General features: G+C 62.8%; 29 protein-coding genes and 1 pseudogene. 13 read left to right on the plus strand and 17 right to left on the minus strand.

Going from position 1 to position 26,791, the window contains the following annotated elements:
• The first annotated feature begins 318 nt into the window (after nucleotides 1–318).
• Nucleotides 319–813, plus strand: coding sequence for a TspO/MBR family protein (locus tag AOT87_RS19420; RefSeq protein ID WP_057968769.1), 495 nt, complete (start codon nucleotides 319–321; stop codon nucleotides 811–813).
• Here the strand turns inward: AOT87_RS19420 and AOT87_RS19425 are convergent.
• From AOT87_RS19425 to AOT87_RS19440, 4 genes are read right to left on the minus strand one after another with little or no spacing between them, the layout of a single operon-like run.
• Nucleotides 810–2,177, minus strand: coding sequence for a deoxyribodipyrimidine photo-lyase (locus tag AOT87_RS19425; protein ID WP_057968768.1), 1,368 nt, complete (start codon nucleotides 2,175–2,177; stop codon nucleotides 810–812). The genes AOT87_RS19420 and AOT87_RS19425 overlap by 4 nt on opposite strands.
• Nucleotides 2,174–3,532 carry a TIGR01777 family oxidoreductase gene (locus AOT87_RS19430; RefSeq protein ID WP_057968767.1) on the minus strand — a complete coding sequence of 453 codons (1,359 nt, stop codon included), beginning with the start codon at nucleotides 3,530–3,532 and terminating at the stop codon, nucleotides 2,174–2,176. Before AOT87_RS19430 ends, AOT87_RS19425 begins: the two co-directional genes overlap by 4 nt.
• Nucleotides 3,533–3,582: 50 nt before the next feature.
• Nucleotides 3,583–4,230, minus strand: a complete 648-nt coding sequence (locus tag AOT87_RS19435) for a heme-binding protein (protein WP_030097084.1) — start codon at nucleotides 4,228–4,230, stop codon at nucleotides 3,583–3,585.
• A gap of 23 nt (nucleotides 4,231–4,253) precedes the next feature.
• Complete coding sequence (locus AOT87_RS19440; RefSeq protein WP_057964235.1) at nucleotides 4,254–5,147, minus strand: cyclopropane mycolic acid synthase family methyltransferase; 894 nt, start codon at nucleotides 5,145–5,147, stop codon at nucleotides 4,254–4,256.
• Nucleotides 5,148–5,371: 224 nt separating this feature from the next.
• On the opposite strand from AOT87_RS19440, the gene AOT87_RS19445 reads away from it, so the two are divergent.
• The 6 genes from AOT87_RS19445 to AOT87_RS19470 are packed head-to-tail and all read left to right on the plus strand — an operon-like array spanning nucleotide 5,372 to nucleotide 10,763.
• Complete coding sequence (locus AOT87_RS19445; RefSeq protein ID WP_057968766.1) at nucleotides 5,372–6,694, plus strand: FAD-dependent oxidoreductase; 1,323 nt, start codon at nucleotides 5,372–5,374, stop codon at nucleotides 6,692–6,694.
• On the plus strand, nucleotides 6,691–7,428 hold the full coding sequence (locus AOT87_RS19450; RefSeq protein WP_057968765.1) for a DUF1365 domain-containing protein: 738 nt from the start codon (nucleotides 6,691–6,693) through the stop codon (nucleotides 7,426–7,428). Before AOT87_RS19445 ends, AOT87_RS19450 begins: the two co-directional genes overlap by 4 nt.
• Entirely contained in the window at nucleotides 7,425–8,699 is a 1,275-nt protein-coding gene (locus tag AOT87_RS19455) for a class I SAM-dependent methyltransferase (protein ID WP_057968764.1), read from the plus strand. The genes AOT87_RS19450 and AOT87_RS19455 overlap by 4 nt, the downstream gene beginning before the upstream one ends.
• Nucleotides 8,696–9,481 (plus strand): DUF1295 domain-containing protein, encoded by a 786-nt coding sequence (locus AOT87_RS19460; RefSeq protein WP_057968763.1) that lies wholly within the window; start codon nucleotides 8,696–8,698, stop codon nucleotides 9,479–9,481. Before AOT87_RS19455 ends, AOT87_RS19460 begins: the two co-directional genes overlap by 4 nt.
• Nucleotides 9,478–10,059 carry a sigma-70 family RNA polymerase sigma factor gene (locus AOT87_RS19465; RefSeq protein ID WP_057964231.1) on the plus strand — a complete coding sequence of 194 codons (582 nt, stop codon included), beginning with the start codon at nucleotides 9,478–9,480 and terminating at the stop codon, nucleotides 10,057–10,059. Before AOT87_RS19460 ends, AOT87_RS19465 begins: the two co-directional genes overlap by 4 nt.
• A complete protein-coding gene (locus tag AOT87_RS19470; protein WP_057964230.1) occupies nucleotides 10,056–10,763 on the plus strand; it encodes an anti-sigma factor in 708 nt (235 codons plus the stop codon). The genes AOT87_RS19465 and AOT87_RS19470 overlap by 4 nt, the downstream gene beginning before the upstream one ends.
• A 26-nt stretch (nucleotides 10,764–10,789) precedes the next feature.
• Here the strand turns inward: AOT87_RS19470 and AOT87_RS19475 are convergent, their stop codons facing one another.
• The gene (locus AOT87_RS19475) at nucleotides 10,790–11,170 is read right to left on the minus strand and encodes a DUF5997 family protein (protein ID WP_030097092.1); all 381 of its coding nucleotides are present in this window, start codon (nucleotides 11,168–11,170) and stop codon (nucleotides 10,790–10,792) included.
• A gap of 28 nt (nucleotides 11,171–11,198) precedes the next feature.
• Between AOT87_RS19475 and AOT87_RS19480 the strand changes: the two genes are divergently transcribed.
• Nucleotides 11,199–11,912, plus strand: a complete 714-nt coding sequence (locus AOT87_RS19480) for a LysR family substrate-binding domain-containing protein (RefSeq protein ID WP_057968762.1) — start codon at nucleotides 11,199–11,201, stop codon at nucleotides 11,910–11,912.
• A 94-nt stretch (nucleotides 11,913–12,006) separates the two neighbouring features.
• On the plus strand, nucleotides 12,007–12,744 hold the full coding sequence (locus tag AOT87_RS19485; RefSeq protein ID WP_057968761.1) for a maleylpyruvate isomerase family mycothiol-dependent enzyme: 738 nt from the start codon (nucleotides 12,007–12,009) through the stop codon (nucleotides 12,742–12,744).
• Here the strand turns inward: AOT87_RS19485 and AOT87_RS19490 are convergent.
• Genes AOT87_RS19490 through AOT87_RS19500 form a run of 3 tightly spaced genes read right to left on the minus strand, consistent with a single transcriptional unit; the run spans nucleotide 12,730 to nucleotide 15,476 of the window.
• Complete coding sequence (locus tag AOT87_RS19490) at nucleotides 12,730–13,368, minus strand: YoaK family protein (protein ID WP_057968760.1); 639 nt, start codon at nucleotides 13,366–13,368, stop codon at nucleotides 12,730–12,732. The genes AOT87_RS19485 and AOT87_RS19490 overlap by 15 nt on opposite strands.
• A 30-nt stretch (nucleotides 13,369–13,398) precedes the next feature.
• The gene (locus AOT87_RS19495; protein ID WP_057968759.1) at nucleotides 13,399–14,592 is read right to left on the minus strand and encodes a geranylgeranyl reductase family protein; all 1,194 of its coding nucleotides are present in this window, start codon (nucleotides 14,590–14,592) and stop codon (nucleotides 13,399–13,401) included.
• A gap of 29 nt (nucleotides 14,593–14,621) precedes the next feature.
• Nucleotides 14,622–15,476 carry an SDR family oxidoreductase gene (locus tag AOT87_RS19500; protein ID WP_030097098.1) on the minus strand — a complete coding sequence of 285 codons (855 nt, stop codon included), beginning with the start codon at nucleotides 15,474–15,476 and terminating at the stop codon, nucleotides 14,622–14,624.
• A gap of 186 nt (nucleotides 15,477–15,662) precedes the next feature.
• Here AOT87_RS19500 and nrdF point away from each other — a divergent pair, with 186 nt between their 5' ends.
• Nucleotides 15,663–16,625: a class 1b ribonucleoside-diphosphate reductase subunit beta gene (gene nrdF, locus AOT87_RS19505; protein WP_057968770.1), complete on the plus strand. Its 963-nt coding sequence runs from the start codon at nucleotides 15,663–15,665 to the stop codon at nucleotides 16,623–16,625.
• Here nrdF and AOT87_RS27985 read toward each other — a convergent pair.
• Nucleotides 16,572–16,799 (minus strand): annotated as a pseudogene (locus tag AOT87_RS27985) (tyrosine-type recombinase/integrase); the annotation flags it as partial. The gene nrdF and the pseudogene AOT87_RS27985 sit on opposite strands and share 54 nt — an antisense overlap.
• A 445-nt stretch (nucleotides 16,800–17,244) precedes the next feature.
• On the opposite strand from AOT87_RS27985, the gene AOT87_RS19510 reads away from it, so the two are divergent.
• Both AOT87_RS19510 and AOT87_RS19515 read left to right on the plus strand, forming a co-directional pair.
• Nucleotides 17,245–17,886, plus strand: coding sequence for a TetR/AcrR family transcriptional regulator (locus AOT87_RS19510; protein ID WP_057969864.1), 642 nt, complete (start codon nucleotides 17,245–17,247; stop codon nucleotides 17,884–17,886).
• Between the two features lie 451 nt (nucleotides 17,887–18,337).
• Nucleotides 18,338–18,667 carry a DUF3349 domain-containing protein gene (locus AOT87_RS19515; protein WP_030097100.1) on the plus strand — a complete coding sequence of 110 codons (330 nt, stop codon included), beginning with the start codon at nucleotides 18,338–18,340 and terminating at the stop codon, nucleotides 18,665–18,667.
• Here AOT87_RS19515 and AOT87_RS19520 read toward each other — a convergent pair whose 3' ends face one another.
• The 8 genes from AOT87_RS19520 to AOT87_RS19555 form a co-directional block, all read right to left on the minus strand.
• On the minus strand, nucleotides 18,668–19,189 hold the full coding sequence (locus AOT87_RS19520) for a hypothetical protein (protein WP_057969326.1): 522 nt from the start codon (nucleotides 19,187–19,189) through the stop codon (nucleotides 18,668–18,670).
• Nucleotides 19,190–19,199: 10 nt separating this feature from the next.
• Nucleotides 19,200–20,651: an LLM class flavin-dependent oxidoreductase gene (locus AOT87_RS19525; RefSeq protein ID WP_030097102.1), complete on the minus strand. Its 1,452-nt coding sequence runs from the start codon at nucleotides 20,649–20,651 to the stop codon at nucleotides 19,200–19,202.
• 56 nt (nucleotides 20,652–20,707) lie between these two features.
• A complete protein-coding gene (locus AOT87_RS19530) occupies nucleotides 20,708–21,748 on the minus strand; it encodes an NAD(P)-dependent alcohol dehydrogenase (protein WP_030097103.1) in 1,041 nt (346 codons plus the stop codon).
• A gap of 59 nt (nucleotides 21,749–21,807) precedes the next feature.
• Nucleotides 21,808–23,703 carry an ABC transporter ATP-binding protein/permease gene (locus AOT87_RS19535; RefSeq protein WP_057969863.1) on the minus strand — a complete coding sequence of 632 codons (1,896 nt, stop codon included), beginning with the start codon at nucleotides 23,701–23,703 and terminating at the stop codon, nucleotides 21,808–21,810.
• A 64-nt stretch (nucleotides 23,704–23,767) separates the two neighbouring features.
• Nucleotides 23,768–24,244: a nitroreductase family deazaflavin-dependent oxidoreductase gene (locus AOT87_RS19540; protein WP_057967393.1), complete on the minus strand. Its 477-nt coding sequence runs from the start codon at nucleotides 24,242–24,244 to the stop codon at nucleotides 23,768–23,770.
• Between the two features lie 35 nt (nucleotides 24,245–24,279).
• The gene (locus AOT87_RS19545; RefSeq protein WP_057967392.1) at nucleotides 24,280–24,870 is read right to left on the minus strand and encodes a TetR family transcriptional regulator; all 591 of its coding nucleotides are present in this window, start codon (nucleotides 24,868–24,870) and stop codon (nucleotides 24,280–24,282) included.
• Nucleotides 24,871–24,896: 26 nt separating this feature from the next.
• The gene (locus AOT87_RS19550) at nucleotides 24,897–25,766 is read right to left on the minus strand and encodes an EamA family transporter (protein ID WP_057967391.1); all 870 of its coding nucleotides are present in this window, start codon (nucleotides 25,764–25,766) and stop codon (nucleotides 24,897–24,899) included.
• Nucleotides 25,763–26,335: a TetR/AcrR family transcriptional regulator gene (locus AOT87_RS19555; protein WP_057967390.1), complete on the minus strand. Its 573-nt coding sequence runs from the start codon at nucleotides 26,333–26,335 to the stop codon at nucleotides 25,763–25,765. The genes AOT87_RS19550 and AOT87_RS19555 overlap by 4 nt, the downstream gene beginning before the upstream one ends.
• Before the next feature lie 36 nt (nucleotides 26,336–26,371).
• Between AOT87_RS19555 and AOT87_RS19560 the strand changes: the two genes are divergently transcribed.
• On the plus strand, nucleotides 26,372–26,788 hold the full coding sequence (locus AOT87_RS19560) for a hypothetical protein (protein ID WP_057964220.1): 417 nt from the start codon (nucleotides 26,372–26,374) through the stop codon (nucleotides 26,786–26,788).
• Nucleotides 26,789–26,791 lie beyond the last annotated feature (3 nt).

A 26,791-nucleotide genomic window follows, 5' to 3' on the forward strand; every position in this document is an offset into this window, starting at 1 on the left:
CTTCGGCGATCCGCGGGCTCATAGGCGATTCCCATGCCGCCGCGATGTTGGTCGGATTCAGGCAACAGTGCGAGCCCAGCGCCTGCGAGTAGTTGTGTCCGGACCTCGAGCAGCGGGGTAGGCGATCTACAACCGTCTAAGTAGGTCTAAGTAGATGGAACGACGTCAGTGCAGATAAATGGCTTCTCCTCGAGTAGCTGATCGATCTGTAGGGGTCGCCTGCGCTCGGGCACATACCCGAGCGAGGACGGCCGGCGAAGTGAACCGAGATCGTGGTCGACCATTACCGACGTACGAAATTCTGTCTATTATGGCGTTATGACTCAGGGGATTTCGCGCCGCTGGCCCAGGGAGTGGGCTGGGCTCGCCGTTTCTGTCATTGCGGTGACCATCGCCGCGGGAGTCGGCGGCGCGGCCGCGACGCGGGCTGCGGACACCTACGGGCGCCTGCAACAACCTGGCTGGGCGCCACCGGCTTACCTTTTTGGTCCTGTATGGACGGCGCTGTATGTCTTGATGGCGATATCGGCCTGGCTGGTATGGCGGTCAGAGCCATCACAGGAAAACCGTGTGCCGCTCATCGTGTACGGCGTGCAGCTCGTCCTGAACATGGCGTGGACACCGTTGTTCTTTGGACTTGGCTGGCGGGGAGTGGCATTCATCGAGATCCTCGTGCTGTGGGGATTTGTTGCCGCGACGGTGGTGCTCTTCTGGAACAGAAGCCGTTGGGCCGCAATCTTGTTGCTTCCCTACGTGGCATGGACGACGTTCGCGGCGGTGCTGAATTTCTCGGTGTGGCAGCTGAATAGCTAGTGGTCTTGCCTGGATCGGTAACGGTGCAGTGCGATGTTTCTTTCCTCTGCGTGATCGAGGATGGGTGCCGGGTACCCGCGCGTATGACCGGCGGGATGTTTCCACGGTGTGATAGCCGAGGCTCCGGGCAGGTGCCGTAGTTCCGGGATGTACTTGCGGATGTATTCGCCGTTCGGGTCGAACTTTTGCGCCTGAGCCGTGGGGTTGAAGACTCGGAAGTACGGCGCCGCATCGGTGCCCGTTCCTGCGACCCATTGCCAGCCGTGCGTGTTGGATGCGCTGTCGGCATCGATGAGATGGTTCATGAAGTGCCTGGCTCCGTGCGGCCACCAGATGTGGAGATCCTTGGTAAGGAAGCTTGCGGTGACCATCCGTACTCGGTTATGCATCCACCCTTCGGCAAGTAGTTGTCGCATGCCGGCATCCACCAGTGGGTATCCGGTTTCTCCGCGTTGCCAGGCCGTAAAGCCTTCGCCAGGTTCGGTATAGGTCAAATGCGCTAGCGCATCGGTCAAGTCGGCGCGCGCGGAGTGCGGTTGGTGGTAGAGCACGTCGGCATAGAAGTCTCGCCAGGCAAGCTCCGACATGAACTTGGCGGCGTCTTGGCCCGCGATGGCTGCCAGGTCGGCAAGCAGCGTGCGGGGGTGTATTGCCCCGACTTTGAGGTAGGGCGAGATCCTGGATGTGGCGTCCATGTCGGCGCGGTCACGCCCTACGGCGTAGCCCGTCAGCTCGCGTGTGAGGAAGTGTTCCCACTGCGCGCGGGCCGCACCCTCACCCGCGGGAGGCAATGTGATGCTGCAGCTTTGGCTGATTTCGGTGAGTAATGACCTGGCGGGGCCTGATTGTGCAGGCTTGGGAGGCTTAACCCAGGAAGGACTGGTTTTCAGCTGGGCGGGGCGCGGCCAGTGGTGTTCGCGCCAGGCGCGCTCGAATGCGGTGAACACCCGATACGCAGACCCGTCTGATTTGGTGATTCGGCCCGGCGTCACTGCGTAGGGCGAGCCCGTCTCGATCCAGTCCACACCAATCTTGGCCAGCGCCGCCGATACCGACGTATCCCGGCGCCTGCCGAAGGGGGTCGTCTCCCGGGCCACGTGCACTTCAGTCGCACCGCAACGTTCCGCCAGCTCTACCAGGATCTGTTCCGGTGCACCGGAACAGACGCAGAGCCGCCCATCGAGTTGTTGATCAAGGTCAAGAACGTTGGCGGCAAGCCATGCATCTCGCGGGCGGGCTGCGCTGCGAAGCAACTGCGGGTCCAGCACAAAGAGGGCAAGTACGTCACCGCTCGCGGCGGCAGCTTGGAGCGCGGGATTGTCGGCCAACCGCAAATCGCGGCGGGCCCACCAGATAACGGTCACGAGCCGGTATGACTTCCCAAGAGATGTCCCAGGGCGGGACCGATACTGGGAGTCCGGAAAACATGCCGACGGTCCAATAGCGTTGCGGGAGAAACACGCTGACTTGCCATCGCGAGCTCGTCGGCACCCTCGCGTCCGAGCAGCAGTGCAGGGCCGAAGGCGGGCACGGGTAAGAGTGCGGGGCGGTGGACTGCCTGGGCCAGTGCGCGTGTGTAGTCGACGTTGCGAACCACACCGGGGGCCACGGCGTTAACGGGACCCGATAGTGAAAGGTCCCACAGACACCGGTGATAGATGTCCACCAAGTCGTCGATACCGATCCAGGGCAACCACTGGGTGCCGGAGCCCAGACGCCCGCCCAGACCGGCCCGGAAAAGCGGAAGCAGGAGCTTGAGCGTTCCGCCGCGTGGTGACTGAACGATGCCGGTGCGGACGGTGACAACGCGGGTCTCGGCACCCTCGCCGGCTAACGCTGCCTGTTCCCAACGAGCGACCACATTGGAAAGGAAGTCTGCCGTCGGCGGGGGAGGGCTAGTCTCGGTGAGCGTTTCGTCGTCTCGATTCTTCCCGTAGTACCCCACCGCTGAGGCGCTCACGAAGGTACCGACACCTGCGGATGCGGCGGCTCGGGAAAGTAGGCGCGTGGGCTCGATTCGGCTTGAGGCGATCAGTTCTTTGTGCCGCTGGGTGAAGCGTCCGGCGATGGTGGCACCCGCCAGATGGATAACGGCATCAACGCCTTCCAACGCGGCCGGATCGGGATCATCGGGTTCCCAGTTGCGGTCGGTGCGGTTCTTGGGTTCTCCGCGAACCAGGCGGATCACGCGGTGCCCACCTGTGCTGAGGAACGCGGCAAGAGCGGTGCCGACCAGGCCTGATGCCCCGGTGATGGCCACTGTCGAGGCATTCATTCCATGGTCGGCTGCTCTGCGGTGCGCGGCCAGATCTCCGGTGAGTTGCCGGTGCCGATACGCGATCAGATCGGCGAGAAGCCGTCCCGGAATGGGAGTCTCGATTGTGTCGCGTACCCGAGTGCTGCTATCGCCGACGGGCTCGAACTCGTGAATGTGCCGCCAGGGCAATGCACCACTGACCGCCGACCTCAGTCCCGTCGCGACCGCCTCGTCGACGAATCGTCGGCCGGGCAGGAACGCTTCCCGATCGTGCCGGGCGATCCAGCGCAAGCCTCCCGGTAAATCCAGGACCGCAGTCCCGTCGCGCAGCGAGGCCGCCTCGGTACGCATCTCGACCGGCGCCCACGGCGCCGCCAAGCGATTGAAGGCGCCCGGCCTGGAATGCCAGGCGAACACGTCGTCGACGGGCGCGTCGACAATCACCGAACCACTGATACCCATAAGTCTCCGATCATCGGGAAGTCTAGTTCCACCGTCCTCTGCGTTGTCCCTCAGAAGGTGTCGTCACCTTGCGCGTGGATGGGAACTGCGATCTCGTTGCGTCGAGCGCACGAGAGTGTCCACGGCGGGTCGTAGAACCAGGCTTGCGGATCGCCCGAGGTCTTTATGTTGCTGTCGCGCAGGGTATTAAGCAACTCGTCGGTTCGTTTGGCGACGGCGGCGGCCGATCGGTCGCCGCTGAAGCGCAGCACCGCGAGCGTCTCGGCCGGCACTTCGGTGAGCCGAATGCTCTCGTCGCCGGGAGTGGGCAGGCTTGCCAGCGTCCATTTCGCCGGCATGTAAAACCGGATTATTGAACCACCAGTAGGACTTGACAATTGGCTTACCGGAGCCGTCATGGCGATGGTGTCGCTTTGTTGGGCTACCGGTGCGGTCATCGAGATCTTGGCCTGCCGTTGGTTCTTGCCGAAAATGTAACCCGCAAGGCGGCGAAAACCCTCGCTGCGTGCCTGGTCGTCGTCGGCCAAGACGGTGGTTTCTGCCGCGACTCGGCTGCTGTACTGCCTGATCTGGACCGAAGCGGTCAGTGGCCGTGACGAGTATTGCGGTTCTTCGGTCCCCGAACGGATTCCGACGATATTGCCCGCAGCCTTGAGTAGTTCGGCCCCCAGAGTCCACAGCGGCACGATGGCACTCAATTTCTTGCTCCTTTCGACAAGCGCTACTTCTCGAGATACGGGATGTGCAGCTTCGGGAGGGTGAATTGGGCGACGTCGATGTAGCCGATGCGGAAGTAGTTCGCACATCCGGTGAGGTACTTCATGTAACGCTCGTACACAACCTCGTCCTGAATGGCGATGGCCTCATCCTTGTGTTCCTCGAGTGCTGCCGCCCATAGGTCCAGGGTCTTGGCGTAATGCTGCTGCAGTTGGTGAACTCGCGTGCAGGTGAAGCCCGCCCGCTCGGCATGCTCTCGCACCATCTCGATGGAGGGTAATCGCCCGCCGGGGAAGATCTCGGTGACCATGAATTTGATGAAACGCGCCAGCTCGAAGCTCAGCGGCAGGCCCTTGGCGATGATCTCGTTGGGGTGCAGCCCGGTGATGGTGTGCAGCAGCATGACACCGTCGTCAGGGAGCGCGTTGTAGGCGAACCTGAAAAAGTCGTCGTAGCGGTCAAAGCCGAAATGTTCGAACGCGCCGATCGACACGATCCGATCGACCTTGCCGTCGAACTCTTCCCACCCGTGCAGCTGGACGCTCTTTGACCGGGTGCTCGAGGACGCCGCCAAAAGCTTCTCGACGTGCGACTTCTGATTCTTGCTCAGAGTCAAACCGATGACGTTGACGTCGTACTTTTCCAATGCGCGATTGAGGGTGGCACCCCAACCGCACCCCACGTCCAGAAGCGTCATCCCGGGCTCCAGATGCAGCTTGCCCAACGCCAGGTCGATCTTGGCGATCTGAGCCTCCTGGAGAGTCATATCGTCGCGTTCGAAGTAAGCACAGCTATATGTCTGGGTCGGGTCGAGAAAAAGACGGAAAAAGTCATCCGATAGGTCGTAGTGGGCCTGAACATCGGCGAAATGCGGGCGCAGTCGCGGTGAGTCTGACATCTGGGCAAAACCTTTCCTAGGCGGTGCGGGGAACGTCTACCTGCCGGTCTTTCTTCTGCGGGTGTACGGGCGCTGCTGCACCGGGCATGTATGTGCAGCTCTGGGGTCATTCGGTGCTAAACGCCATCCGGATGGGTCGGTTACCTAAAAATTTGAGCTTGGGCTGTGGCGCCGCTCATAGACGCAATACCCATCCGCGGGCAGGTTTACTCCGAATACGGGGTGTGAGTGCAATATCTGGCCCCGACGGGTCACGGTCCGTCGCCGTCATCGGTAGTGGTGTGGCCGGACTAACCGCAGCTCACGTGCTTTCTGCCTACGACCGGGTCTCGTTGTATGAGGCCGATGGGCGTTTCGGGGGACATGCCCACACCCAGTTCGTCGATGCTGGCCAAGGCGCCCCGACCGCGCTCGACACCGCGTTCTTGGTGCACAACGACCGCACCTACCCCACACTGTGCCGATTGTTCGACAAACTCGGTATCGCCACCTCTGACACGGATATGTCGATGTCGGTGCGTGATGACAGCACTGGGCTGGAATACGCGGGCGCAAGGGGCGTGCGCGGCCTCTTTGCGTCGCCCGCGACAGCGAACCCTCGCTATCTATGGATGCTGGCAGAGATCAAGCGGTTTCATCGCCACGCCCGCCGATTGCTCGCTGCCCCCGATACGGACGACAACGCCCTGAGTCTCGGGGATTTTGTTCGGCAGCGGGGTTTCTCACAGTTCTTCCTCGGCCGCTTCCTGACACCACTGGTGGCCGCCGTGTGGTCGTGCCCGCCCGGGCAGGCCATGGCGTATCCGGCGCAGTACCTGTTCAGGTTCCTGGACCATCACGGCATGCTGTCGGTATTCGGGTCGCCGCAGTGGAAAACAGTGGTAGGGGGCTCGCGCACGTACGTCGACGCTGTGGTGCGCGGCCTACACGAGGCATTCACCGATTCCCCTGTCACCCAGGTCAGACGGATTCCCGAGGGCGTTGTGGTGACAGCTGCGGGGCACCCGCCGAAGGTGTTCGATGCCGCCGTGATCGCGACGCATCCCGATCAGGCGCTGGCCCTGCTGGCGCAGTCGACCGCCACCGAGCGCGAGGTGCTGAGAGCCATTGGTTACGTGAGCAATTCCGCGCAACTACATACCGACGAGTCACTGTTGCCGCGACATCCCCGTGCCCGTGCGTCGTGGAACTACCTGTGCGGCCAAGGCGGCCAGGGCGTCGTGGTGACGTATGACATCACCCGGTTGATGAGACTGCCCGGTCCGCGCAGGTTTCTGGTCACCCTCGGCGGCGAGCATCTGGTAGACCCCGGGGCGGTGCTTGCCGAAATGACCTACCAACACCCGGTCTATACGCCGCAATCTGTTGCTGCCCAACGCAGATTGTCAAGTCTCAACGATGGCCGTATCGCCTTCGCCGGTGCGTACCACGGATGGGGTTTTCATGAGGACGGTGCCGCATCGGGCCTACGTGCCGCACAAGCATTGGGTCGGGACTGGCCGGTCAGCGTGGCCACCAAGCGCGAGCATCGCGTGGGAGCACGATGAGTTCGGCGACGGCGGTTCCCTGCCTGTACCGCACCCGGATCATCCATGTGCGGCGTTCGCCGGTGACACACCGGTTCGCCTATCGCGGCTACTGCTGGTACATCGATATCGACAAGCCGCCGCGCCTGCCCTTCGGTCTGCGCGCCTTCGCCAATTTCCAAGCACGGGACCATTTCCGGGGGAATGCTGACGACACGCTGCGCCAACGCGTGGATCGATTCTTGGCCGCGCACGGGGTAGAACTGGGCGGCGGTACGGTCACCGCGCTGCTGCAGGCACGGGTGTTGGGTCACGTCTTCAACCCACTCAGCTTGTACTGGTGCCATGATCGCCACGGCAATCTCGTCCACATCATTGCCGAGGTCCACAACACCTATGGCGGACGGCACGCATACCTGCTGCCCCCGACCGCCGATTCCACAGTGGACAAACAGCTTTACGTGTCGCCATTCAACGGTGTCGACGGACAATACCGAGTTCGAGCCACTCGCCCCGGCGAGACATTGAGCATCAGTATCTGGTTGCAGCGAGGCGGACATCTGCCGTTCTTCGCCGCGGTGCGCGGCACCCGGCGCCGGGCCCGGGTCGGTGAACTGTTGTGGTTGCAGGCCGCCGCGCCCCTGGCCCCACTGATGGGTGCGCTGGCCATCCGTAAAGAAGGGATCAGGCTGTGGCTGAAAGGGCTGCCGGTGGTAGAGCGCACACCTACACGCGAGAGGGAAAGGATAGCGTGAACGGTCATCTCGACAGCACCACTACCGATGCGCGTGATATCGGGGCGCATCGCCCGCTGGATATCGCGCCGGTTCCTTCCGGGCCGCTGGCAGCGGCACGGGCGGTAGTAGCCGACAAGCTGCTGCGCCGTGCGGCCGCGCGGCTCCCGGTGCGGGTGGTGTACCCGGACGGGTCCGTTGTGGGAGCAGCAGATACGTCCCTGCCCACCATGAGAGTTCGGCAGCCGACGGCACTGGCACGACGTCTGGGTCGATCCGGCTTGATCGGATTCGGCGAGGCGTACATGGCTGGAGACTGGGACTGCGACGATCTGCCCGGCTTTCTCACCCCATGGGCAGCATCAATGGGGGAGTTGATTCCCCCTAGCTTGCAACGCTTCCGGCATCTCACCGTGCCGCGCGCTCCACGGACTCAGCGCAACGAGTCACCACAGGCCCATCGCAATGTTGCGCATCACTATGACCTGTCGAACGACTTCTTCTCGCTTTTCCTGGATGAGACGCTGACCTACTCGAGTGCGCTGTTCGACCACATCCCTGGCTCAGCAGCGATGCTGGCGGATGCCCAACACCGCAAGATCGATCGCTTGCTGGACCACGCACAGGTAGGCCCCGGCACCAGGGTTCTGGAGATTGGTACCGGGTGGGGGCAATTGTGTTTATCGGCCGCCGCTCGCGGTGCGCACGTACGGTCGGTCACCTTGTCGAGCGAGCAACGGGAACTGGCTCTGCAGCGGGTACGGGCTGCCGGTCTGTCTGACCGAGTGCAGATAGAGCTGCGCGACTATCGAGACGTTCAGGGCCAATACGACGCTATCGTGTCGGTGGAGATGCTCGAAGCGGTCGGATTCGATTTCTGGACAACGTATTTCCAAACCATCGACCGTTTGCTCAAACCAGGAGGCCGACTGGCCCTTCAGGCCATTACCATGCCCCATGAGCGGATGCTGGCCAGCCGCAACACCCATACCTGGATACAGAAGTACATTTTCCCCGGCGGTCTGCTTCCCTCGGTACGGGCAATCGCCGAAACAACCACGGATACCACGCATTTGCGGACCATCGAGACAATGTCCCTGCGGCCGCACTACGCCGAAACACTGCGGCTATGGAGTCAGCAGCTCGCGGCCCGGCGCGAGAGCGTACTGGCGCTTGGATTCGACGACGCCTTCTACCGTATGTGGCAGCTGTATCTGGCGTATTCGGAGGCCGGGTTCCGATCCGGATATCTCGATGTCCACCAATGGATTTTCCAGCGAGGTCAACAATGAACTTCTTCACCGTGATGGTGTGCTCGCTGTGCGCTGTGGTGGCCGTGCACAGTGTCACTTTCCTGATCGGCTACCGCATAGGCCGCTACAACGTGGTCGACGTCGCGTGGGGCCTAGGGTTCATCGCAGTTGCCGTGGTGTGTACTGCGTTCGGTGACGGTGATCGGCAGCGCCAGCTTCTGCTGCTCGCGCTCGTCGGTATATGGGGTGCCCGGCTCTCGTGGCACATGTGGGTGAAGTCGGCTGGGAAAGGCGAAGATCCGAGGTACCGCGACCTGCTTGGTGGCGACTTCTCGGTGCCGCATGTGCTGCGTAAGATCTTCGTCATCCAGGCCGCTGCCACCTGGTTGGTATCCCTACCCATCCAACGCTCAGCCGTTGAAGGGCCAACCCCTGAATCGCTGCGTCCCGTAGTAGTCGTCGGCATCGGGTTGTGGCTGTTTGGAATGCTTTTCGAAGCGGTGGGTGATTTTCAGCTGCGCCGTTTCAAACAGGACCCGGCCAACAAGGGCAAGATCATGGAGCAGGGCCTATGGGCTTGGACTCGGCACCCGAACTATTTTGGTGATGCCTGCGTGTGGTGGGGGCTGTGGTTGATCACCATCACTGGCTGGCAATCGTTGGCAACGGTGCCGTACCCGGTGCTGATGACCTACTTCCTGGTCTACGCCACCGGAGGTCGCCGCACCGAGAAGGCAATGGCCGGGCGGCCCGGATTCGCTGACTACCAACGCCGGGTCTCATTTATCCTGCCGCGCCCCCCGAAACGCGAATCGCCATGAACATTCTCCGCGATGCGTTTAGGCTCACGGGCGTGACTGGCGACCTGGATACCCTCTTGCGCGATGTCGCCGACCGTGATTCCGCGGCATTCGCCGCTCTCTACGATCACACCCGCTCGCGTGTGTACGGTCTGGTGCTGCGGGTATTACGGGACCCCGGCTATAGCGAGGAGACAACGCAAGAGATCTACCTACAGATCTGGCGTTCCGCCCAAAGCTATGACCCGACCGCCGGATCGCCTCTGGCCTGGATCATGACCTTGGCTCATCGGCGCGCCATCGACCGCGTGCGCTCGGAGCAATCCGCCGCCGACCGCGAGTCGCGCTACGGCGCCGCCACTATCGAGCGTGCCGCCGACGAGGTCACTGAATCGGTGATCCGTAGCGAAGAGCAGCGGCAAGTCACTGAATGCCTCGACACACTCACGGATACACAGCGCCAGTGCCTACATCTGGCTTACTACGACGGTTTGACTTATAACCAAGTCTCACAACGGCTTGCCGCTAATCTGGCAACTATCAAGTCTCGTATGCGTGACGCAATCAAGGCGCTGCGCCGATGCCTGGGGACACCATGACCGAACCCAACGACCTCATCACCGCCGCGACTCCATACGCACTGCATGCGTTGCCCGACGATGAACGAGACGACATCGACCGGTGGTTGTCAGCCGGCGCGCCTGAACACACGCTCTCGTTTACCCAGGAAGTGCGTGCCACACGCGAAACCATGGCGGCCCTGGCGGCAAGTACCGCAGTCGAACCCCCGGCCCGGCTTCGACCGCGCCTGCTCAAGATTGTGGCCCGGGATATCCAAAGAGATTCCGGGGCAAAAGATATCAACCGCTGGAGAGCACCTCTGGTGGCTGTTGCGGCCGCTACCGCAATCGGGCTGGCGGCGGCTGGGATCGGAACTATCCTGCGGCCTCCGCCACCGTCCGCGCAGCAGGTCTTCACCGCAACCGATGTGCGAACGGTCAGCGGTTCTATCCCGACCGGTGGTACCGCGACGGTCGTCTACTCGAGGCAGAAGAACACGGCGGTGTTGGTGATGAACAATGTCGCACCACCACAACCCGGCACTGTGTACCAAATGTGGCTGATCGGCGACCGCGGGCCGGAGTCGGCGGGAACCATGGATACTCAGGCCGTCGCACCGTCGACCACAGCGGTCATACCCCACCTCAACAACTCCACCGCACTGGCATTCTCTGTCGAGAAGGGCCGCGGCTCGACCTCGCCGATGGGCCCGATCATCGCGCAACTGCCGCTGAACCAGTAGCCGAAGGCCCGTTGATCTCTAACGGATCAGCGGGCCTTGTCTGCGCGCAGCGCCTTCACGCGCCGCTGTTCGCGTAGCACCTCTTGGTAGCTCTCGCGTTCGGCGATCAGCCAGGGCGGCTTCTCCTCGAGCAGCTGATCGATCTGCTCGGTGGTCAGCGCGCCCTCGACACCCCCGCGTGTGAGGCCGGAAATCGATACGCCCAGCTTGGCTGCCACCAGGTTCTTCGGGTGCGGTCCATGCTTGCGGAGGTCTTTGAGCCACTCGGGCGGGTCTGCCTGCAGGGCGGCCAGCTCGGCGCGGGTGATCGGGTTCTCCTGGAACTCCGCAGGGGTCGCCTGTAAGTACACGTCCAACTTCTTCGCCGCGGTGGCGGGTTTCATGGACTGCGCGTTCGGCCTGCTCATGGCATCAGCCTATCGGTAGCCTGATGCGGTGACCCCGCCCTCGCTCACTCTCGGGTACGTCCCCGGCGGGACGCCCGCGAAGTGGGCCCGCATCTGGGCGGAGCGTCATCCCGGGGTCCCGCTGCAGTTGCGAGCGGTCGCCGCAGCCGACGCGGCGGACGCGGTGCGGGCCGGCGTCGTCGATGTGGCCTTGTTGCGGCCGCTACCCGACCCAGCCAGGCTGGCGGTGATCCCTCTCTACGACGAGACAACGGTGGCCGTGGTTCCGGTCGATCACCATCTCAGTGCTGCCGACGCGATAACCGCGGCGGACCTCGATGGCGAGCCGACGCTGGTGCCGCTCGACGATGTCCTGAACTGGGATGACGCTCCGGGCAGTCCGGTGAAGCATCGACCCGAGACCACCGAGGAAGCAATAGAACTCGTCGCGGCGGGGCTGGGTGCGCTCATCGTCCCGCAGTCCTTGGCGCGGCTTTATCACCGTAAGGACCTCACCTATCGCCCGATCGCCGACGCGCCCACGTGTCCGGTGGCGCTTGCCTTTCCGGAGGGCACGCAGTCGGCACTGGTCGAGGAATTCATCGGCATTGTGCGTGGCCGCAAACCCGGTTCATCGCGGGGGCAGGCCGAGCCGGCGCCGAAACGTACCGCCCGCGAGAAGACCCTGGCCAAGCAGGCCGCCCGCGCCACCGCGGGCAAGGTCGCCCGCAAGCCGGGACGAACCGAGCGCGGTCGGCGCTGACGGGTGTTCTCCACGGCGCCGAGTCTGAACCTCACGACGGTTTGCGGTCTAACACCGTCGTGAGGTTCAGACTCGTCAGTGATCTAATGGGCGCGTGAAGCCCAACGAATGGCTGGAAGCACTACGAAAGGGGATAGCCGCGGTCGTCGCGACCCCACCCGAGCATCTGGACCGGGAAGCGCCGTCCTGCCCTGGCTGGACAGCACGCGACGTCGTGGCCCATCTCGGCGGAGTGCACCGCTGGGCCGTGGGAGTCGTTACCGGTCAAAAGATTCCGTACGCGGATGTTGATCCGGATGCCCCGACGGGGGAGGCCGTCATCAGGTGGTATACCGAGCGCGCAGATAGCCTGGTCGCCGCGTTGACGTCGAACGACCTTGATGCGCCGACGAAATCGCCGTTCGGTGAGTGGCCGGTGCAGTTCTGGTATCGCCGGCAGGCAAATGAAGTGGCGGTGCACCGTTGGGATATTCAGCACGCGTACCTGGGGTGGGACGCCGACCCTATCGATGCGACTCTCGCGGCCGACGGCATCAGCGAGTGGTCGGAGCTTTTCACGCCCAGGCGTATCGGGCGTGACGGCGGAACTCCGCAGGACCTGCGGGGAGCGCGAATACTCCTGCACGCCAACGACGGCGGTGGCTCGTGGCTGTTGCGCGCGGACGCCGAAGCAATCGGCATCGTGGAGGATGACGCGGAACCAGATGCCACCATTACGGCATCGACGTCCGATCTACTGCTGGCGGTTTGGCACCGGGTTCCGTTGTCACACTTGACGGTCGATGGCGATGTTGCCCGTGTCGAACGGGTGCTGGATCTAGTCCGGATCTAGAACCGCTGGGCTCGAACGGCGCACCAGCCACGTGGTGATGGTGGCGATGAGCAGCAGCGCCAAGCCGATCCACAGTGCGTCGAGTCCGATGCGGTGGTAGGTCGCCGCACCCAGGACGGCGCCGACGGTCAGGCCCGCCCACAGCGTGATGTAGCGCAGCCACACCCACCGGGGGCCGCCGAAGAACGCATCGACGAGTCGCTGCCCAGCCTTGACCACCGTGCCGGTGATGTAGGTGAGGCCCACCTGGACTTCGCCGGAGCGCTGGAAAACCGAGTTCATGGAGCCCATCGCGAGTGCCGTCAGGAGCAGCGCCGCGACGCCCGCGCCTAGTTCTTGGGTGATCGCCGCCGCAGCCACGGTGCTTGAGGCAACCGCCAGCACGGCGACTCGTTCATGTTGGCCGCTGATGCGTGACGCGATCGCGCCGACCATCACTCCGATGAAGAACATGCCGATCAAACCGGCTGCCTTGTACGCGGATTCCCAGTGCTGGGTGGCGGTTGACGCCGCCATCCTGGTGGTGTTCCCGCTCATGAATGACAGGAAGTACCCGCCCAGATGCACGAACCCAATCGCGTCGAGAAACCCTGCGACACTGGATAGTCCGGTGGCGAGCACCATCTCACGCCGCCGGATCGACCACACGGTGAATCAGTGCTTGTGACCGGGGCCCTGGGCCCGCTTGTACAAGACTTTGAGCATGTTGTCGCGGAAGGTCGCGTTGTCCATCAGCTTGATGCCCTTGTCGCACAGCCACGGGTTGCCCAACGCACGGTGCATGATCCGGCCGCGGCGGTACTCCCGGCCCCAGGCATCGTTCATCCGCTGCTGGTAGTTGGTGAAGTCCTGTGGACCGGCGTTCTGCAACGCCGCCACCGCGCATTCGCCTGCCGCCAAACCGGATTCGAGCGCCTTGGAGATGCCGGCGCCGCTGACCGGCTTACCCGCGCCCAGCGCGTCGCCGGCGAACAGCACGCCGGGGCGCCAGGGCGGCCACGCGGTGAATCCCATGGGTAGGCGCCAGGCGCGCACACCCTTGTTCTTGCGCAGCTCAGCCAGGTCGGGCAGCTCCCACTCCCTGGGCAGCTTCTTCATGTAGGTGTCGAGCACCTGCGCGGCGTTGACGTCCTGCCACTTCTTGTAGCTGTTGACGTACCCGATGCCGATGTTGATGCGTCCGGCGCCGAGCGGGAAAACCCAGCCGTATCCGATCAACGCGTCGTTGTTGTGGTGCAGCCGAAGGTCGATATCGAGCATGTTGGAGTCTTCGCGATTGGCCTCCATCTCGGCCCGGATCGCAATCGCGGTGTACCCCTTGACCTCCGAGTCGAGGTTCATCGCGCGCTTGATGGGGGAGTAGGCGCCGTCGGCGACAATCACCGCGTCGGCCGAGATAGTTTCGCGCGATCCATTCGCGGTTTTGACTTCGATGCCCTTGACCAGGTCGCCGTCGCCGATTGGGGCCACCGCCTCGGTGGACTGGCGCACTTCCACGCCTGCGGACTCGGCGTGCTTGAGCAGCAGGGTGTCCAGCTCAGGGCGGCGCACCACATGCCCGTGATCAGGCATACCGGGACGCTTGGGGAAGGTGAGCTCCCAGACACTGCCGCTGTCCACGCGCACACCATCGACGCGATGGAACTGGGCGACCTCATGGGCCAGGCCCATCTTCTGCAGGTAGCTCACCGCACGGGCGGTCAGGCCGTCGCCGCACGGCTTATCCCGCGGGAACTCGGCCTTGTCGACGAGAACCACTCTGGCGCCGGTACGGGCGGCTTGCCAGGCCGCGGATGACCCGGCCGGGCCCCCGCCGACTACCGCAATGTCGTAGTGCTTCTCGCTCACGTATCAAATAGTAAGGGCCGAGAGTGCGGCTATTCGCCGTCGGGCTTGGTCACGCCCAGGCTCGAACCCGCACGGTTCTCGTATGCGCTGCGTGCGTTGGTGTCGATATCGAGGAACACGCGATCGGTTCCGGTCTTTTTGCTCATGAACCGGCGGACCTTGGTGGGCAGGGAGTTGACGATCGTGGTGACGGCACCGAGTGGCTTGGGGACGGTGACCTGCACGCGCGGTTTCTCGATGATGCGCACCACTGCCGCGGCGATGTCTTCGGGTTCGACGGGTTTCTGGGCGCCGGTCGAATCGGTGCCTGCGATCAACTCGGTGTTGGTAAACGTCGGCAGTACGGCGCTGACCTGGACCCCTTGTGGCTCGAACTCGTCGCTCAGCGCGCGGGACAGCCCGACAACACCGAACTTGGACGCGTTGTAGACGGCCATGCCGGGGGCCGCCATCAAACCGGCCACCGAGGCGATGTTGACGATCTGACCGCCGCGACGCGCCACCATCTCGGGAAGTGCCAGGCGACAGCCGTTGATGACGCCGTACAGATTCACCTCCAGCATCGACCGAATCGCGCCGTCGCTCGTGGACAGGAATGGTCCGATCGGCATAACACCCGCGTTGTTGATAAGCACATCGACAGGTCCGCCGGCACCGGCTGCCTCCAGAAAACGCTTGAACGAGGTGGGGTCGGTCACGTCCACGGGGTGGGCGTCGACATTGCCTTCTTCTTTGAGGCCCTCGACGGCCGCGCCGAGTGCCTCAACATCACGGTCGCCGATCACCACGCGGGCGCCGCGCCGCAGCAGGGCGGTGGCGGTGGCGTAGCCGATACCGCGCGCGGCACCGGTAATGGCGATGTTCTTACCCGTGATTTTGTCCATGACCACGGACTTTACACGTGTCAAGTTTGTGTCACTGGGAATTCTGCCGAATGAGTTCGACACGCTTAACCACAACACGTTGTGTTGCGCCGCGATGTCGGCCCCCAGGGGTAGTGTCTGTCCCACAGTCAGCGAATCCCGCGAATCTGTTCGACGTTCTCCAGGAGTGGTCTCGTGAGTGAAAAACTGAAGCTGGTCAGCCGCGTCTCGGCGATCAACTGGAACCGGGTTCCCGATGAGAAGGATGCCGAGGTCTGGGACCGGCTTACCGGTAACTTCTGGCTTCCCGAAAAGGTGCCGGTGTCTAACGACATTCCGTCGTGGAACACCCTCACGGATTTCGAAAAGCAGTTGACCATGCGGGTTTTCACGGGCCTGACACTGCTGGACACCATTCAGGGCACTGTGGGCGCGGTCAGCCTGATCCCTGATGCGATCACTCCGCACGAGGAAGCGGTGTACACCAACATCGCGTTTATGGAGTCGGTGCACGCCAAGAGCTATAGCTCGATCTTCTCGACGTTGTGCTCGACGCGAGAGATCGATGACGCGTTCCGCTGGTCGGAGGAGAACCCGAACCTGCAACGCAAGGCCGAGATCGTCATGCAGTACTACCGGGGCGACGAGCCGCTCAAGCGCAAGGTTGCCTCGACCTTGCTGGAGAGCTTCCTGTTCTACTCCGGCTTCTACCTTCCGATGTACTGGTCGAGTCGCGCCAAGCTCACCAACACCGCCGACATGATCCGCCTCATCATTCGTGACGAGGCGGTGCACGGGTACTACATCGGCTACAAGTTCCAGAAGGGTCTGGAGCGCGTCGATGAGGCCACCCGCGCCGAGATCAAGGAGTACACCTACGACCTGCTCTACGAACTGTACGAGAACGAAACCGATTACACCGAAGACCTTTACGACGAGGTCGGGCTCACCGAGGACGTCAAGAAGTTCCTGCGCTACAACGCCAACAAGGCCCTGATGAACCTGGGTTATGAGGCGCTGTTCCCGCGCGAGGAGACCGACGTGAACCCGGCGATCCTGTCGGCGCTGTCACCGAATGCCGATGAGAACCACGATTTCTTCTCCGGGTCCGGTTCCTCATACGTCATCGGAAAGGCCGTGAACACCGAAGACGAGGACTGGGACTTCTAGAGCTGCCAGGTGGGTAAAGCTCTGCGTGGTGCTCTGATCGTCATCGAACTGGTCGGCATAGACGTCCAACGTCATGGCCGTGCCAGCGTGCCCGAGCATCTTCTGAACGGTTTTGACGTTCGCGCCTGCTGAGACCGCGAGACTGGCTGCGGTGTGCCGCAGATCATGTGCGGAGTATTCGTGATGCGGTGACTGTCTTGGTGAACCATCCAAGGGTTGGGTGCAGGGAGGGCCGCCTCCCGCCGCGGCGTTACGGGCCCACCACATCGCGGCCACCGGCGGTCTGCCGGACCGAGTAGTCCAGTTGCCTAGGGCTGCGCGTCCGTGCTCAACCTGTGCGCTGCGTGCCAGTCATGCAACGACCACAAGGCCAGGACCGAGGACCGTTGATCGCCTACCGCCACTCGCTCGGTGATTGCTGACGATCGCAAAGGACGTTCCGCCAGAACCGATTCGGCTATGGCGCTGGTGATCAGTGTTGCCGGCGGCTAGCCAGTCTCTCCTGATATAGGGGCCTAGGTCATCTTTTTTGGTGGCATATGGCCATCGCATTGGTTTGGGCTTGTCGCCTTCAATCTCATTTCAGCAACGCGCGTGTGCGCACGAATTGAGCTGATTCGTGGTTCTTCTCAAGGATGGTTTTGGAGGACCGATGGTGGCCGGCTACTTCACTCGTCCGTACCGGGGACTATCGGCTGAACAATGGCGCTCTAAGCGTCGACAGCATTTTCTGGAGGTTGGACTGGAGGCGATGGCCAGCTCGGGTGGCCGGGCCACGGTTGCCTCGGTGATCGCTACCGCAGGATGCAGCGCCCGCTACTTCTACCAGTGCTTCGAAGGGGTGGAAAGCTTTCTCGTAGAGATCTTCGATTGGATTGTCGAAGACTGCAGCAAAGCGGCTGTCGTCGCGATCGAAAGATCGTCAGGCCATCCGTATTCCAACGTCAAAGCCATTGTCGTCGGTGTAGTCGATGCCTTGACGGTGGACCCGCGCAAGGCGCGTTTTTTACTCGATCCGGCGATCGGCGGCTCGCGGTTAGCGTCTCGGCGTAGAGAGCTGACCGGCGAGGTTGCCTTCGTGCTGCGCCAGGCGCTGGAAGTAAACACCGACCATCGCGACGCCATGCGGGTGGCCGTACAGGCTGAGGGCCTAGTGGCAGGCGTGAGTGGCGTGATTCGGTTGTGGCTTGAAGGTCAGTTGCGCCTCACGCGTGAAGAATTGGCCCAGCAATGCGGTCGCTACGTCAGCGAAGCGCTGTGAATCGCAGCCTTACGCGAAGGCGCGGCAGGGACCAGCGGGCGCGGATAGTGCAGCGCATACCTGACAGATTGCTGTGCACAACAGGCCCTTGATGCGACGATACGTCCGTGGTTGAGGACGTCATGTCGCTGAGGTATCAGAGTCGATAGCCAAGGCCGAAGCTCTAATCCGAAACACTCAGCGCTACAGCTCTAGGCATCGACACCATCGCCTGCGTCTGGCCGATATGCGCAAGGACCTGTATGAGGCTCACCGCCCCATCGATGGCCTGCACCATCGGTATCCGGCTACGCGAGACGTGCGACACTCACCTCAGACAGTTCAGGGGTGGGCGTCTACTGCTGAACAGTCCCTCGGCGCCGGGGGACTGTTCGCCGAGAACAAATGAACGGCCGGTGAACTGTACTGATGTCACCTCGCGCTGTGAACCTGCTGCAGGGACACTATTAGCGTGACGAGCACATCGATTATCGGTTCGATCCTGTCCTGGCTGTCTGCGGGATACCCCGAGGGAGTACCCCCCACGGATCGGTTTCCACTGCTGGCGCTGTTGCGCCGCACGCTGACCGAGGAGCAGGTCAAGGAAGTCGTCGCCAAGCTGACCGATCCCCAGTCGTCCGCGCAGATCGACGGTGTGGTGAGTCAGGACGAGATCGAGAAGTTCATCACGGACGTGACGAAGGATGAGCCGACCGCTCAAGACATTTCGCGGGTGGCCTCGCGCTTGGCCGCAGGTGGCTGGCCGCTTGCCGGCGTGGACTCCACCGCGCTCAACGCGTAACTAGAACGCCCAGTTGCGTTCTGGGCTGAGTACGAATCCGTGTGTACCGCGGAGATCGTCCACCAAACATGCCGTGGTCTTGGGTGCCAGGGTGGCACATGTCAACGTGGTCTGGCTGCCGTCGTCGTTGTGCACTGGGGCGGCTATCTGTACCTGGTGATTGCCGGGCAGCACCGGGACACGGGACAAATCGGGGTTGCCCTGCGATTCGCCCACGGTCGCAGAGGTGCCGTTGTTCCGTGCATAGCTACCCAGATCCAGTTGCGCAGACCCGGAGCCCTTAGGCCCGATGCAGGTCCACTGAAAGTACGGATTCCATCCGGCGCTTTCACACAAAACCCCATCGGGTGTCGCGAACCGGTAGACCTTAACGCTGAAGTACTGCCGGGACTCGACGGCGGGGAGCCCGCTGATGTCGGGGAAGCCCGAGGGCGGGTCGGCGGCAGCGGAACCAGCGCTAACGGTTGTCGCGCACAGCAGCGCGACCGATGCGCACACGCCTAGCCTGACGCTGCTCTTCACACACGGAAATCTACCGCCCGCGTGTCGGAGCCGGTGCGGTGGAACCCGACGACGAGGGAACGGTCGAGGGACGGTCGATGATCGTCGAGAGCGGCCCGCCGATTCGGTACTTGGCCCCTCGGTGCTCGTCGGGGAGGCGATCACCCTTGCCCAGCAGCTTGTGGCGCAATGTCCCTGATGCGTACTCGGTTTGGTAGGCACCACGTTCGGTCAGCACCGGAACGACGTACTCGATGAAGTCCTCGAAAGTGCCGGGGGTGATCGCGTAGGCCAGATTGAAGCCGTCGACATCGGTTTCCTCCACCCATTCCTGCAGGGTGTCGGCGACTTCGGCGCCCGAGCCGACCACACGCGGTCCCATGCCACCGATTTCGCCCCACTCGGCGATATCGCGCACCTTCCACTCCCTGCCATCATCGGTGGCGGACTGGAACGCTGCGACCGCCGACAGGATCGCGTTGGAGTCCACGTTTCCGATGGGTTCGTCCAGGCCGTAACGGGCCAGATCCACGCCCATCCAGCCGGACATGAACACCAGCGCGCCCTCGGCGCTGCCGTAGCTCAGCAGCTCTCGGTGCTTAGCGTGCGCTGCTTCGGAGTTCTCGCCGGTGACCACGGTGGTGAGGTTGAAGATCTTGGCGGAGTAGGGGTCTCGCCCGGCGAGCTCCAGCTCGCGGCGGATGGTGGTGACCGTCTGGCGTAGCAGCTCTTTGGTGGGGGCCGCGGTGAACACGGCCTCGGCGTTCTCGGCGGCGAAGCGCACCCCGCGCGGTGAGGATCCCGCCTGGTAGATCACCGGGGTGCGCTGCGGCGATGGTTCCACCAGGTGCACACCGGGGACGGTGAAATGCGTTCCCTCATGGCCGATGTGGTGCACCTTGTCGGGATCGGTGAAGACACCACGCGCGGCATCGCGGACAACGGCGTCATCCTCCCAGGAGCCCTCCCAGAGCTTGTAGAGCACCTCCAGGTACTCGTCGGCGTGGTCATAGCGGGCATCGTGCGCGGGCTGGTCGGTCTGTCCCATGTTGCGCGCCGCGGCGGGCAGATACCCCGTGACCACGTTCCATCCGACCCTGCCTCCGGTGAGGTGATCGAGGGTGGATAGCCTGCGCGCGAACGGATATGGGTGTTCGAATCCGGTGCCCGTGGTGACTCCGAAGCCAAGATGTTCGGTGACAAGGGCCATCGCCGAGACCAGGAGCAGGGGATCGGCGACCGGTATCTGCGCTGCCTGGCGGATAGCGGCCTCATCGCTGGCGTCGTAGATGTCGTAGGTGCCGAGTACATCGGCGATAAACAGTCCGTCGAAGCGACCGCGTTCGAGGAGCTTGGCCAGATTCGTCCAATAGGACAGATCCTTGTACCGCCACGACTGGTCGTCGGGGTGCCGCCATAGGCCGGGGGATTGGTGCGCAACACAATTCATATCGAACGCGTTGAAACGGATGACGCGGGTCATCCCCTCAGCATCGGCACCCCGACGACATCAGTCACCGGTTGTACTCGGGATGAAACTTACAAAGTGGCGGTGTCGATCACGAACCGGTACCGCACATCGCTGGCCACGACGCGCTCGTAGGCCTCGTTGATGTAGTTGGCGTCAATGACTTCGATCTCCGAGCCGATGCCGTGCTTGGCGCAGAAGTCAAGCATCTCTTGGGTTTCCGGGATGCCGCCGATCAACGAACCGGAAATGCTGCGCCGGTTGGTCAGCAGCGGGAAGCCGGGGACCTCGATCGGGTGCTCCGGCAGACCCAATTCCACCAGGGTGCCGTCGACACCCAGCAGGCCCAGGTACTTGCCCATGTCCAGGTTCGAGGACACGGTGTTGAGAATCAGGTCGAAGCTGCTGCGCAGCGACTTGAAGGTGTCCGGGTCGGCGGTGGCGTAGTAGTGGCTGGCGCCCAAACGCAGGCCGTCTTCCATCTTCTTGAGTGACTGGCTCAGGACTGTCACCTCGGCGCCCATCGCCTTGCCGAGCTTGACGGCCATATGGCCGAGGCCGCCGAGTCCGACGACAGCGACGCGCTTGCCGGGGCCTGCGTTCCAGTGCCGCAAGGGAGAGAAGGTGGTGATGCCTGCGCACAGCAGTGGCGCGGCCGCGTCCAGCGGCAGGCTGTCCGGGATGCGCAGCACATAGTTCTCGTCGACGACGATGGCCTGGCTGTACCCACCCTGGGTCTGGGTGCCGTCACGATCCTTGGCGCCGTAGGTGCCCACCATGCCGCGCTCGCAGAACTGCTCCAGCCCGGCGAGGCAGCTCGAACACTCACGGCACGAGTTGACGAAACAGCCGACGCCGGCATGGTCGCCCGGCTTGAACTTGGTTACTTCGGAGCCGACCTCGGTGATGACGCCGGCAATCTCGTGACCGGGGACGATGGGGTAGTTGGCGCGGCCCCACTCGTCGCGGACGGTGTGGATATCGGAGTGACAGATACCGGCGAACTTGATGTCGATGAAGACATCGTGGGGCCCTACTTCGCGCCGTTCGATAGTGGTGGGAACCAGAGGGTCCTTACCGGAAACGGCGGCATAAGCCGACACGGTGACCATATATGCATCCTTTTGCGATAGTTAACATTGCTACCGATTAAAAGCCTACTCGGCCCCGCTTATTCCTGTCCGATGGGAGAGAGCGCCCAGCGCCCCTCGCCTATCAGCTCCAATTTCTGGGTGTGATGCTGGTCAACGGTGCTGCGATGGCTGACGCTGACGACGGTGCACTCGGGCACCTCGGTGCGGACAAGGCGGTAGAGCGCGAACTCCAGGCCCTCGTCGAGTGCCGAGGTGGACTCGTCCATGAAAACCACCTTGGGCTTGATGAGCAGAATGCGCGCGAAGGCGACCCGCTGCTGCTCCCCAGGGGAGAGCACCTTGATCCAGTCGGACTCCTCATCGAGGCGATCCACGAGGTGTGCGAGAGACACCTTTTCCAGGATCTGGCGGAGTTCGTCGTCGGAGAAGGTTCCCGATTCGGCAGGGTAGGAGAGCGCATCACGCAGATTCCCGAGCGGTATGTAGGGAAGCTGCGAGATGAACATGGTCTCGTGTTCACCGCCGGGTCGGCTCCAATGGCCGTCCGCGTAAGGCCACAACTGGGCGAGGGAACGCAGTAAGGTCGTCTTACCGCCGCCCGAGGATCCCTTGATGACAAGGGCATCGCCCGCGTTGAGCTCCAGGTTCACATCATCGATAAGTGTGTCGCCGTTGGGTTTACGGACATATACGTTCTCCAGGGTGACGCCCTCGTCCTGGGTGCCGGGATCGAGCGCCGGGAGTTCGCGGGACTGTTCGTTGGCGTACAGCAGGCCGTCGAGGCGGTGGACGGTGGCGCGATAAGAAGCAAAGGTGTCGTAAGCGGTGCGGAAAAACGACAGATTGCTCTGCACCTGGGTGAACGCATTACTGGACTGGCTCAACGCGCCGTAGCTGATCTCACCGGCCATGAGTCGCGGTCCCTGAATCACGTAGGCGAAGACTGCGGCAGCTTGGGACACCGACAGGTTCCAGCCAGTCAGGCTTATGCCTCGACCGAGCAGGCGCCAGTAGTTCGCGATGATGCTGTCGAATCTTCCTTTAAGTTGGCGGGATTCGGCACGTTCGCCACGATAGAAGGCGACACTTTCCGCAGTATCGCGGAGACGGACCAGCGCGTATCGGAACATGGCGTTGAGTCGTTCGTTCAGGAAGTACAGAAGAATCAGTCGGTGTCCGATCAAGAAAGTGACGAGGGTAGCGACGATGACGTAGATGTATGCGAGCCAGACCATGGCGTGCGGTACGTGAGCACCGAAAATGCTCATTGTTCCCGACAACTGCCAAAGAATAATGGTGAAGGACACCAGCGAGATCACAGAGTTCACCGCGCCGAAGGCCAGATGGCCCGAGGTGGTTTGTAGCGTCTCAGGCGACGAGGACATTGATACAAAGTTGTTGATATCGGCCTGGATTCGCTGATCTGGGTTATCGATGGTGTTGTCGATGAACCGAGATCGGTAAAAGGCTCTGCCCGTTAGCCAGTCGTTGGTGATGTGGTCCGTTAACCACACACGCCAGCGAATAATAAAGGCTTGCAACAGGAGTACATCGAGCATGGTGCGTACCACGTGAATTGTTGCGAGGATGACAAACATCCAAATGGCATGCCAGAAAGCAGCCTTGGCATCGGACATACCCGCTCGGTCTTTGGCCAGCGATCCAGATATCGCCTGAATCGATGCCGCAATATCGAAGTAGTAGTACGAGAAGACAACAGTCAGCCGTACGCCGGCGACCACTGACAGCAGCAGCACTGCCAGGTAGACCCAAGTGATACGGCCCTCTCGGCCAGTGAAGAACCCTCTGCTGATCCGCCAGAACTGCCTGCCCCATGCGGTGATCCGGCTAAGGAGAAAAGCGACGGTGACGAACGCCACCAACGTGATCGGCCAGACCCAGGCTATCCAGCCGAGCGACCTCCACAGTTCCGTACCCCAGTCTGTCGCGGTCTCGACCACACTGCCCTCCATCTTGTCGCTATCCAGTTGATCGCGGAGTGTACGGGCACAGACTGAGCGCGTCCTGGCAACGCGGTTACGGCGCGGGTATGAACCTCACGAACGGGATGGCGCATCCCACCGCGCGATAGTCATTGACGGAGCCGTCAACCTCAAAACCCATCACACGGCTCAGTCGCTTCGCCAACCGCGGACGCTTTATCGCGTAGTTCGCCATGATGTCGCCGCCTTCCTCGGTGGACAGCGTGGTTGCCCGCGCACCGTGAACGCGGTTACCCACCTGAATGGTCACCTCGGGTGTCTTGCGGATGTTCTTGTACCAGTCTGCGGCCGTGCCAAATCCCGACGCCGTAATGATGCTGCCGTCGTCCCTGAGCTCGACCACCTCCAGCGCGGCCTGTCGGGGCTGACCGGAAGACCGGCCCACATGAGTGACCAACATCAGTCTCTTGCTCACCAGGAATCCGAGGTGGGCCCGGAACAACGTAATTGGTAGGCGCCACAGCAGGCGCTGGAAACCCGTTGGCGGATTGGGTCTTTGGGCCCTCCTCACAACACTCTCCCTTCAGATGGTGCGGTCGATTCGGCTTACTGTTCGTCCAGCAGGCTTTCGAGTAGTGAAAATGCCTCGGCCGTTTCGATATTGGGATCGACTGAGTGGTGCAGCACCAGTCCGTCCATGAAAGCAATGATCAACGTCGCCATCCCGGCGGCGCGGCGCCGGGTCCAGTCGGGATGACGGATCCGTACATGATCGGCGATCTCCGCGCGTACCTCTTTGAGCTTGGCGCCCAGCGCCGACCCCAACGTGGAATCGCGGGTCGCCCCCGCGATGAGTTCAACGGCCAGATGCATCGCGTGGTCGTCACTCGCAGTCTGGGGGAGCGCATCCCGCATCGTGCGCAGGGCGGTGCGTGTATCGGGAGCATCGAGAAACATCGTCACCAATGGGCTGATCACCAGTTCACAAGTCTGGCGGGCGACGGCGCAATGCAGGCCCGGCAGTCCGCCGAAGTGGTAATGGATGACCCCGGGGTTGGTGTCCGCGCGGGCGGCCACCGCTCGGGTGGTCACCGCGGGCCATCCGCCTTCGCACAACAGCTCGACCCCGGCTTGCACGAGTTGGGCACGTCGCCGGTCGCCGCGCCCCGAACTAGGCCGATCGACCAAGTTGGTCATATGGCCAAATTACCACGCGCCGGAGGTTATGCGCCGGGGAGCTCGCTCGGCGGGGAGTCTCGGCGTGCAGCCACCGCCACTACGATTGCCAGGATGCCGAAAAGTTCTGGTGTGCTGGGAATCTGGTGCATGACAAGTACACCGATCGCGGTCGCGGAGAGCGGGAGAAGTGCCAGGAGTACCGCGAAGTGGCTTCGCCCCGCCCGCCTCAGGATCACTTGATCTAGCCCGTAGGGGATGACGTTGGAGAGCACACCCATCAGGAGTCCCAGGACGAGGATGTGAACGACGGGTACCTGACCGTGGATGCCGGCGATGCCCACAGCCAGGGCCGGGGCGGTCACGATCATGGCGACCGTGAAGCCCACCGCGAGTGAGTCTGCCGGGTTGCCCTGCAGTGCAACACGTTTTCCAAGCACGATGTATCCGGCCCAGAACAACGCGGCCAGTAGTGCGAAGGCCATTCCCACCGGCTCGGCGGAAAGCTGTACATCGGCGATCAGGACCACGCCGACGAGCGCGGCCAGTACCGAGAATCCGTCTCGAAGGGACCGTGATCCGGCGGCGGCCACGCCGATCGGCCCCAGAAATTCGATCGCCACCGCGGTGCCCAACGGCAGCCGGTCGATGGCCAGATAGAACGACATGTTCATCAGCGCGGTGACCACGCCAAAGCTCCCCGCCCACCACAACGCCCGGCCCCGCCAGGCCGCGCCCACGGGCCGGGCGATCGCGAGGAACACGAGCGCCGCACCACATATCCGCAGCCAGGCCACGCTCACCGGGTCGAGCCAGCGGAACAGGCTGACTCCGGCCGCCGCCCCGATGTACAGGGAGGTACCGCTGACAAGCATGAGTACCGGCGCGGTGAGCCGGTGGTGCCCGGGTTCAGTCACCGCGCTGCCAAGAGCGTGCGGACCGCGTCGGCCAGATCTTCTTCGAGCCACGCGGGCAGGGCGGGCATGTGGCGGCGTACTGCGGCATACGGCAAGTCCACCACGGCCCGCGTGAGCCGGTCGCGTGAGCGCGCATCGGTGCGGCCGTAGATGGCCCGCGTCAGATCCCGCACTGAGGTGAACAGTGGCTCGTTCATCTCGTCGAGCGTGGAGCCGGCGTCGGTACCCAGGATGTCGGCACTGCGCAGGGAAAGCAGCAATCGGGCGTCCTCGGGGCATGCACGCGCGAAGGCGGGCACCGAAAGCGCAAGTGCCACGGCAATTTCAACAGGATCGGCGGAGCTGTGTAACGCATGGAGAGCGTGCTGGTGAAAGCGCTCAACTGCGCGTAGCCACGTTGCCGACATGATGGCCGAGCGGTTGCCGAAGCGGTGATTGAGCGTCCCCGGTGGTGCACCCGAGGCTTCCGCTATCGCCGCAATGGTCGCGGCGCGGGGGCCGCCGTCGAGCAGCAGGGATCGCACCGCGTCAAGGATGGCATCGCTGGTGTGTTTGCGTTCGGGAGCCATCTGGAATATTCGTCCTAATTCTGGTAAATCTGGAATATGGAACATCTATCCTATATTGACGAGCATGCGATTCGTATCGACGCGCCGCGGGGGCAGGTGTGGGAGAGTTTGCGGCGCTACGTGGACGCGGTCCTACGATCCGCCGAGCGCAATCCGCTCGGCGCTGTGTTGGGTACCCGTCCGCGTGCGGGCTTCGCGGTAGACCGCATCGACCCCGAACAACGCCTGAGTTTAACTGGGCGGCATCGTTTTTCGCGGTACAAACTAGTGTTTGAGCTCGATGACGACTGCGGCGGCACTACCCGTCTGCGCGCGCAGACGTACGCGGACTTTCCCGGGGTGCGCGGCCGGATCTACCGCGCGCTGGTGATCGGCACCCGCGGACACGTGCTGGCGACCAATCACGTGCTGCGCTCGGTGAAACGCCGCGCCGTCGATGTGGGTTCGCGTTGAACT

Source organism: Mycobacteroides sp. H003 (assembly GCF_001440135.1).
GTDB lineage: Bacteria > Actinomycetota > Actinomycetes > Mycobacteriales > Mycobacteriaceae > Mycobacterium > Mycobacterium gwanakae.

Coding starts and splice junctions, on each gene's coding strand:
- AOT87_RS19420 (WP_057968769.1), top strand. CDS start 319: ATGACTCAGGGGATTTCGCGCCGCTGGCCCAGGGAGTGGGCTGGGCTC.
- AOT87_RS19430 (WP_057968767.1), bottom strand. CDS start 3,532: ATGGGTATCAGTGGTTCGGTGATTGTCGACGCGCCCGTCGACGACGTG.
- AOT87_RS19450 (WP_057968765.1), top strand. CDS start 6,691: ATGAGTTCGGCGACGGCGGTTCCCTGCCTGTACCGCACCCGGATCATC.
- AOT87_RS19440 (WP_057964235.1), bottom strand. CDS start 5,147: ATGTCAGACTCACCGCGACTGCGCCCGCATTTCGCCGATGTTCAGGCC.
- AOT87_RS19475 (WP_030097092.1), bottom strand. CDS start 11,170: ATGAGCAGGCCGAACGCGCAGTCCATGAAACCCGCCACCGCGGCGAAG.
- AOT87_RS19525 (WP_030097102.1), bottom strand. CDS start 20,651: ATGACCCGCGTCATCCGTTTCAACGCGTTCGATATGAATTGTGTTGCG.
- AOT87_RS19460 (WP_057968763.1), top strand. CDS start 8,696: ATGAACTTCTTCACCGTGATGGTGTGCTCGCTGTGCGCTGTGGTGGCC.
- AOT87_RS19490 (WP_057968760.1), bottom strand. CDS start 13,368: ATGGTGCTCGCCACCGGACTATCCAGTGTCGCAGGGTTTCTCGACGCG.
- AOT87_RS19560 (WP_057964220.1), top strand. CDS start 26,372: ATGGAACATCTATCCTATATTGACGAGCATGCGATTCGTATCGACGCG.
- AOT87_RS19530 (WP_030097103.1), bottom strand. CDS start 21,748: ATGGTCACCGTGTCGGCTTATGCCGCCGTTTCCGGTAAGGACCCTCTG.
- AOT87_RS19535 (WP_057969863.1), bottom strand. CDS start 23,703: ATGGAGGGCAGTGTGGTCGAGACCGCGACAGACTGGGGTACGGAACTG.
- AOT87_RS19545 (WP_057967392.1), bottom strand. CDS start 24,870: ATGACCAACTTGGTCGATCGGCCTAGTTCGGGGCGCGGCGACCGGCGA.
- AOT87_RS19500 (WP_030097098.1), bottom strand. CDS start 15,476: ATGGACAAAATCACGGGTAAGAACATCGCCATTACCGGTGCCGCGCGC.
- AOT87_RS19465 (WP_057964231.1), top strand. CDS start 9,478: ATGAACATTCTCCGCGATGCGTTTAGGCTCACGGGCGTGACTGGCGAC.
- AOT87_RS19470 (WP_057964230.1), top strand. CDS start 10,056: ATGACCGAACCCAACGACCTCATCACCGCCGCGACTCCATACGCACTG.
- AOT87_RS19555 (WP_057967390.1), bottom strand. CDS start 26,335: ATGGCTCCCGAACGCAAACACACCAGCGATGCCATCCTTGACGCGGTG.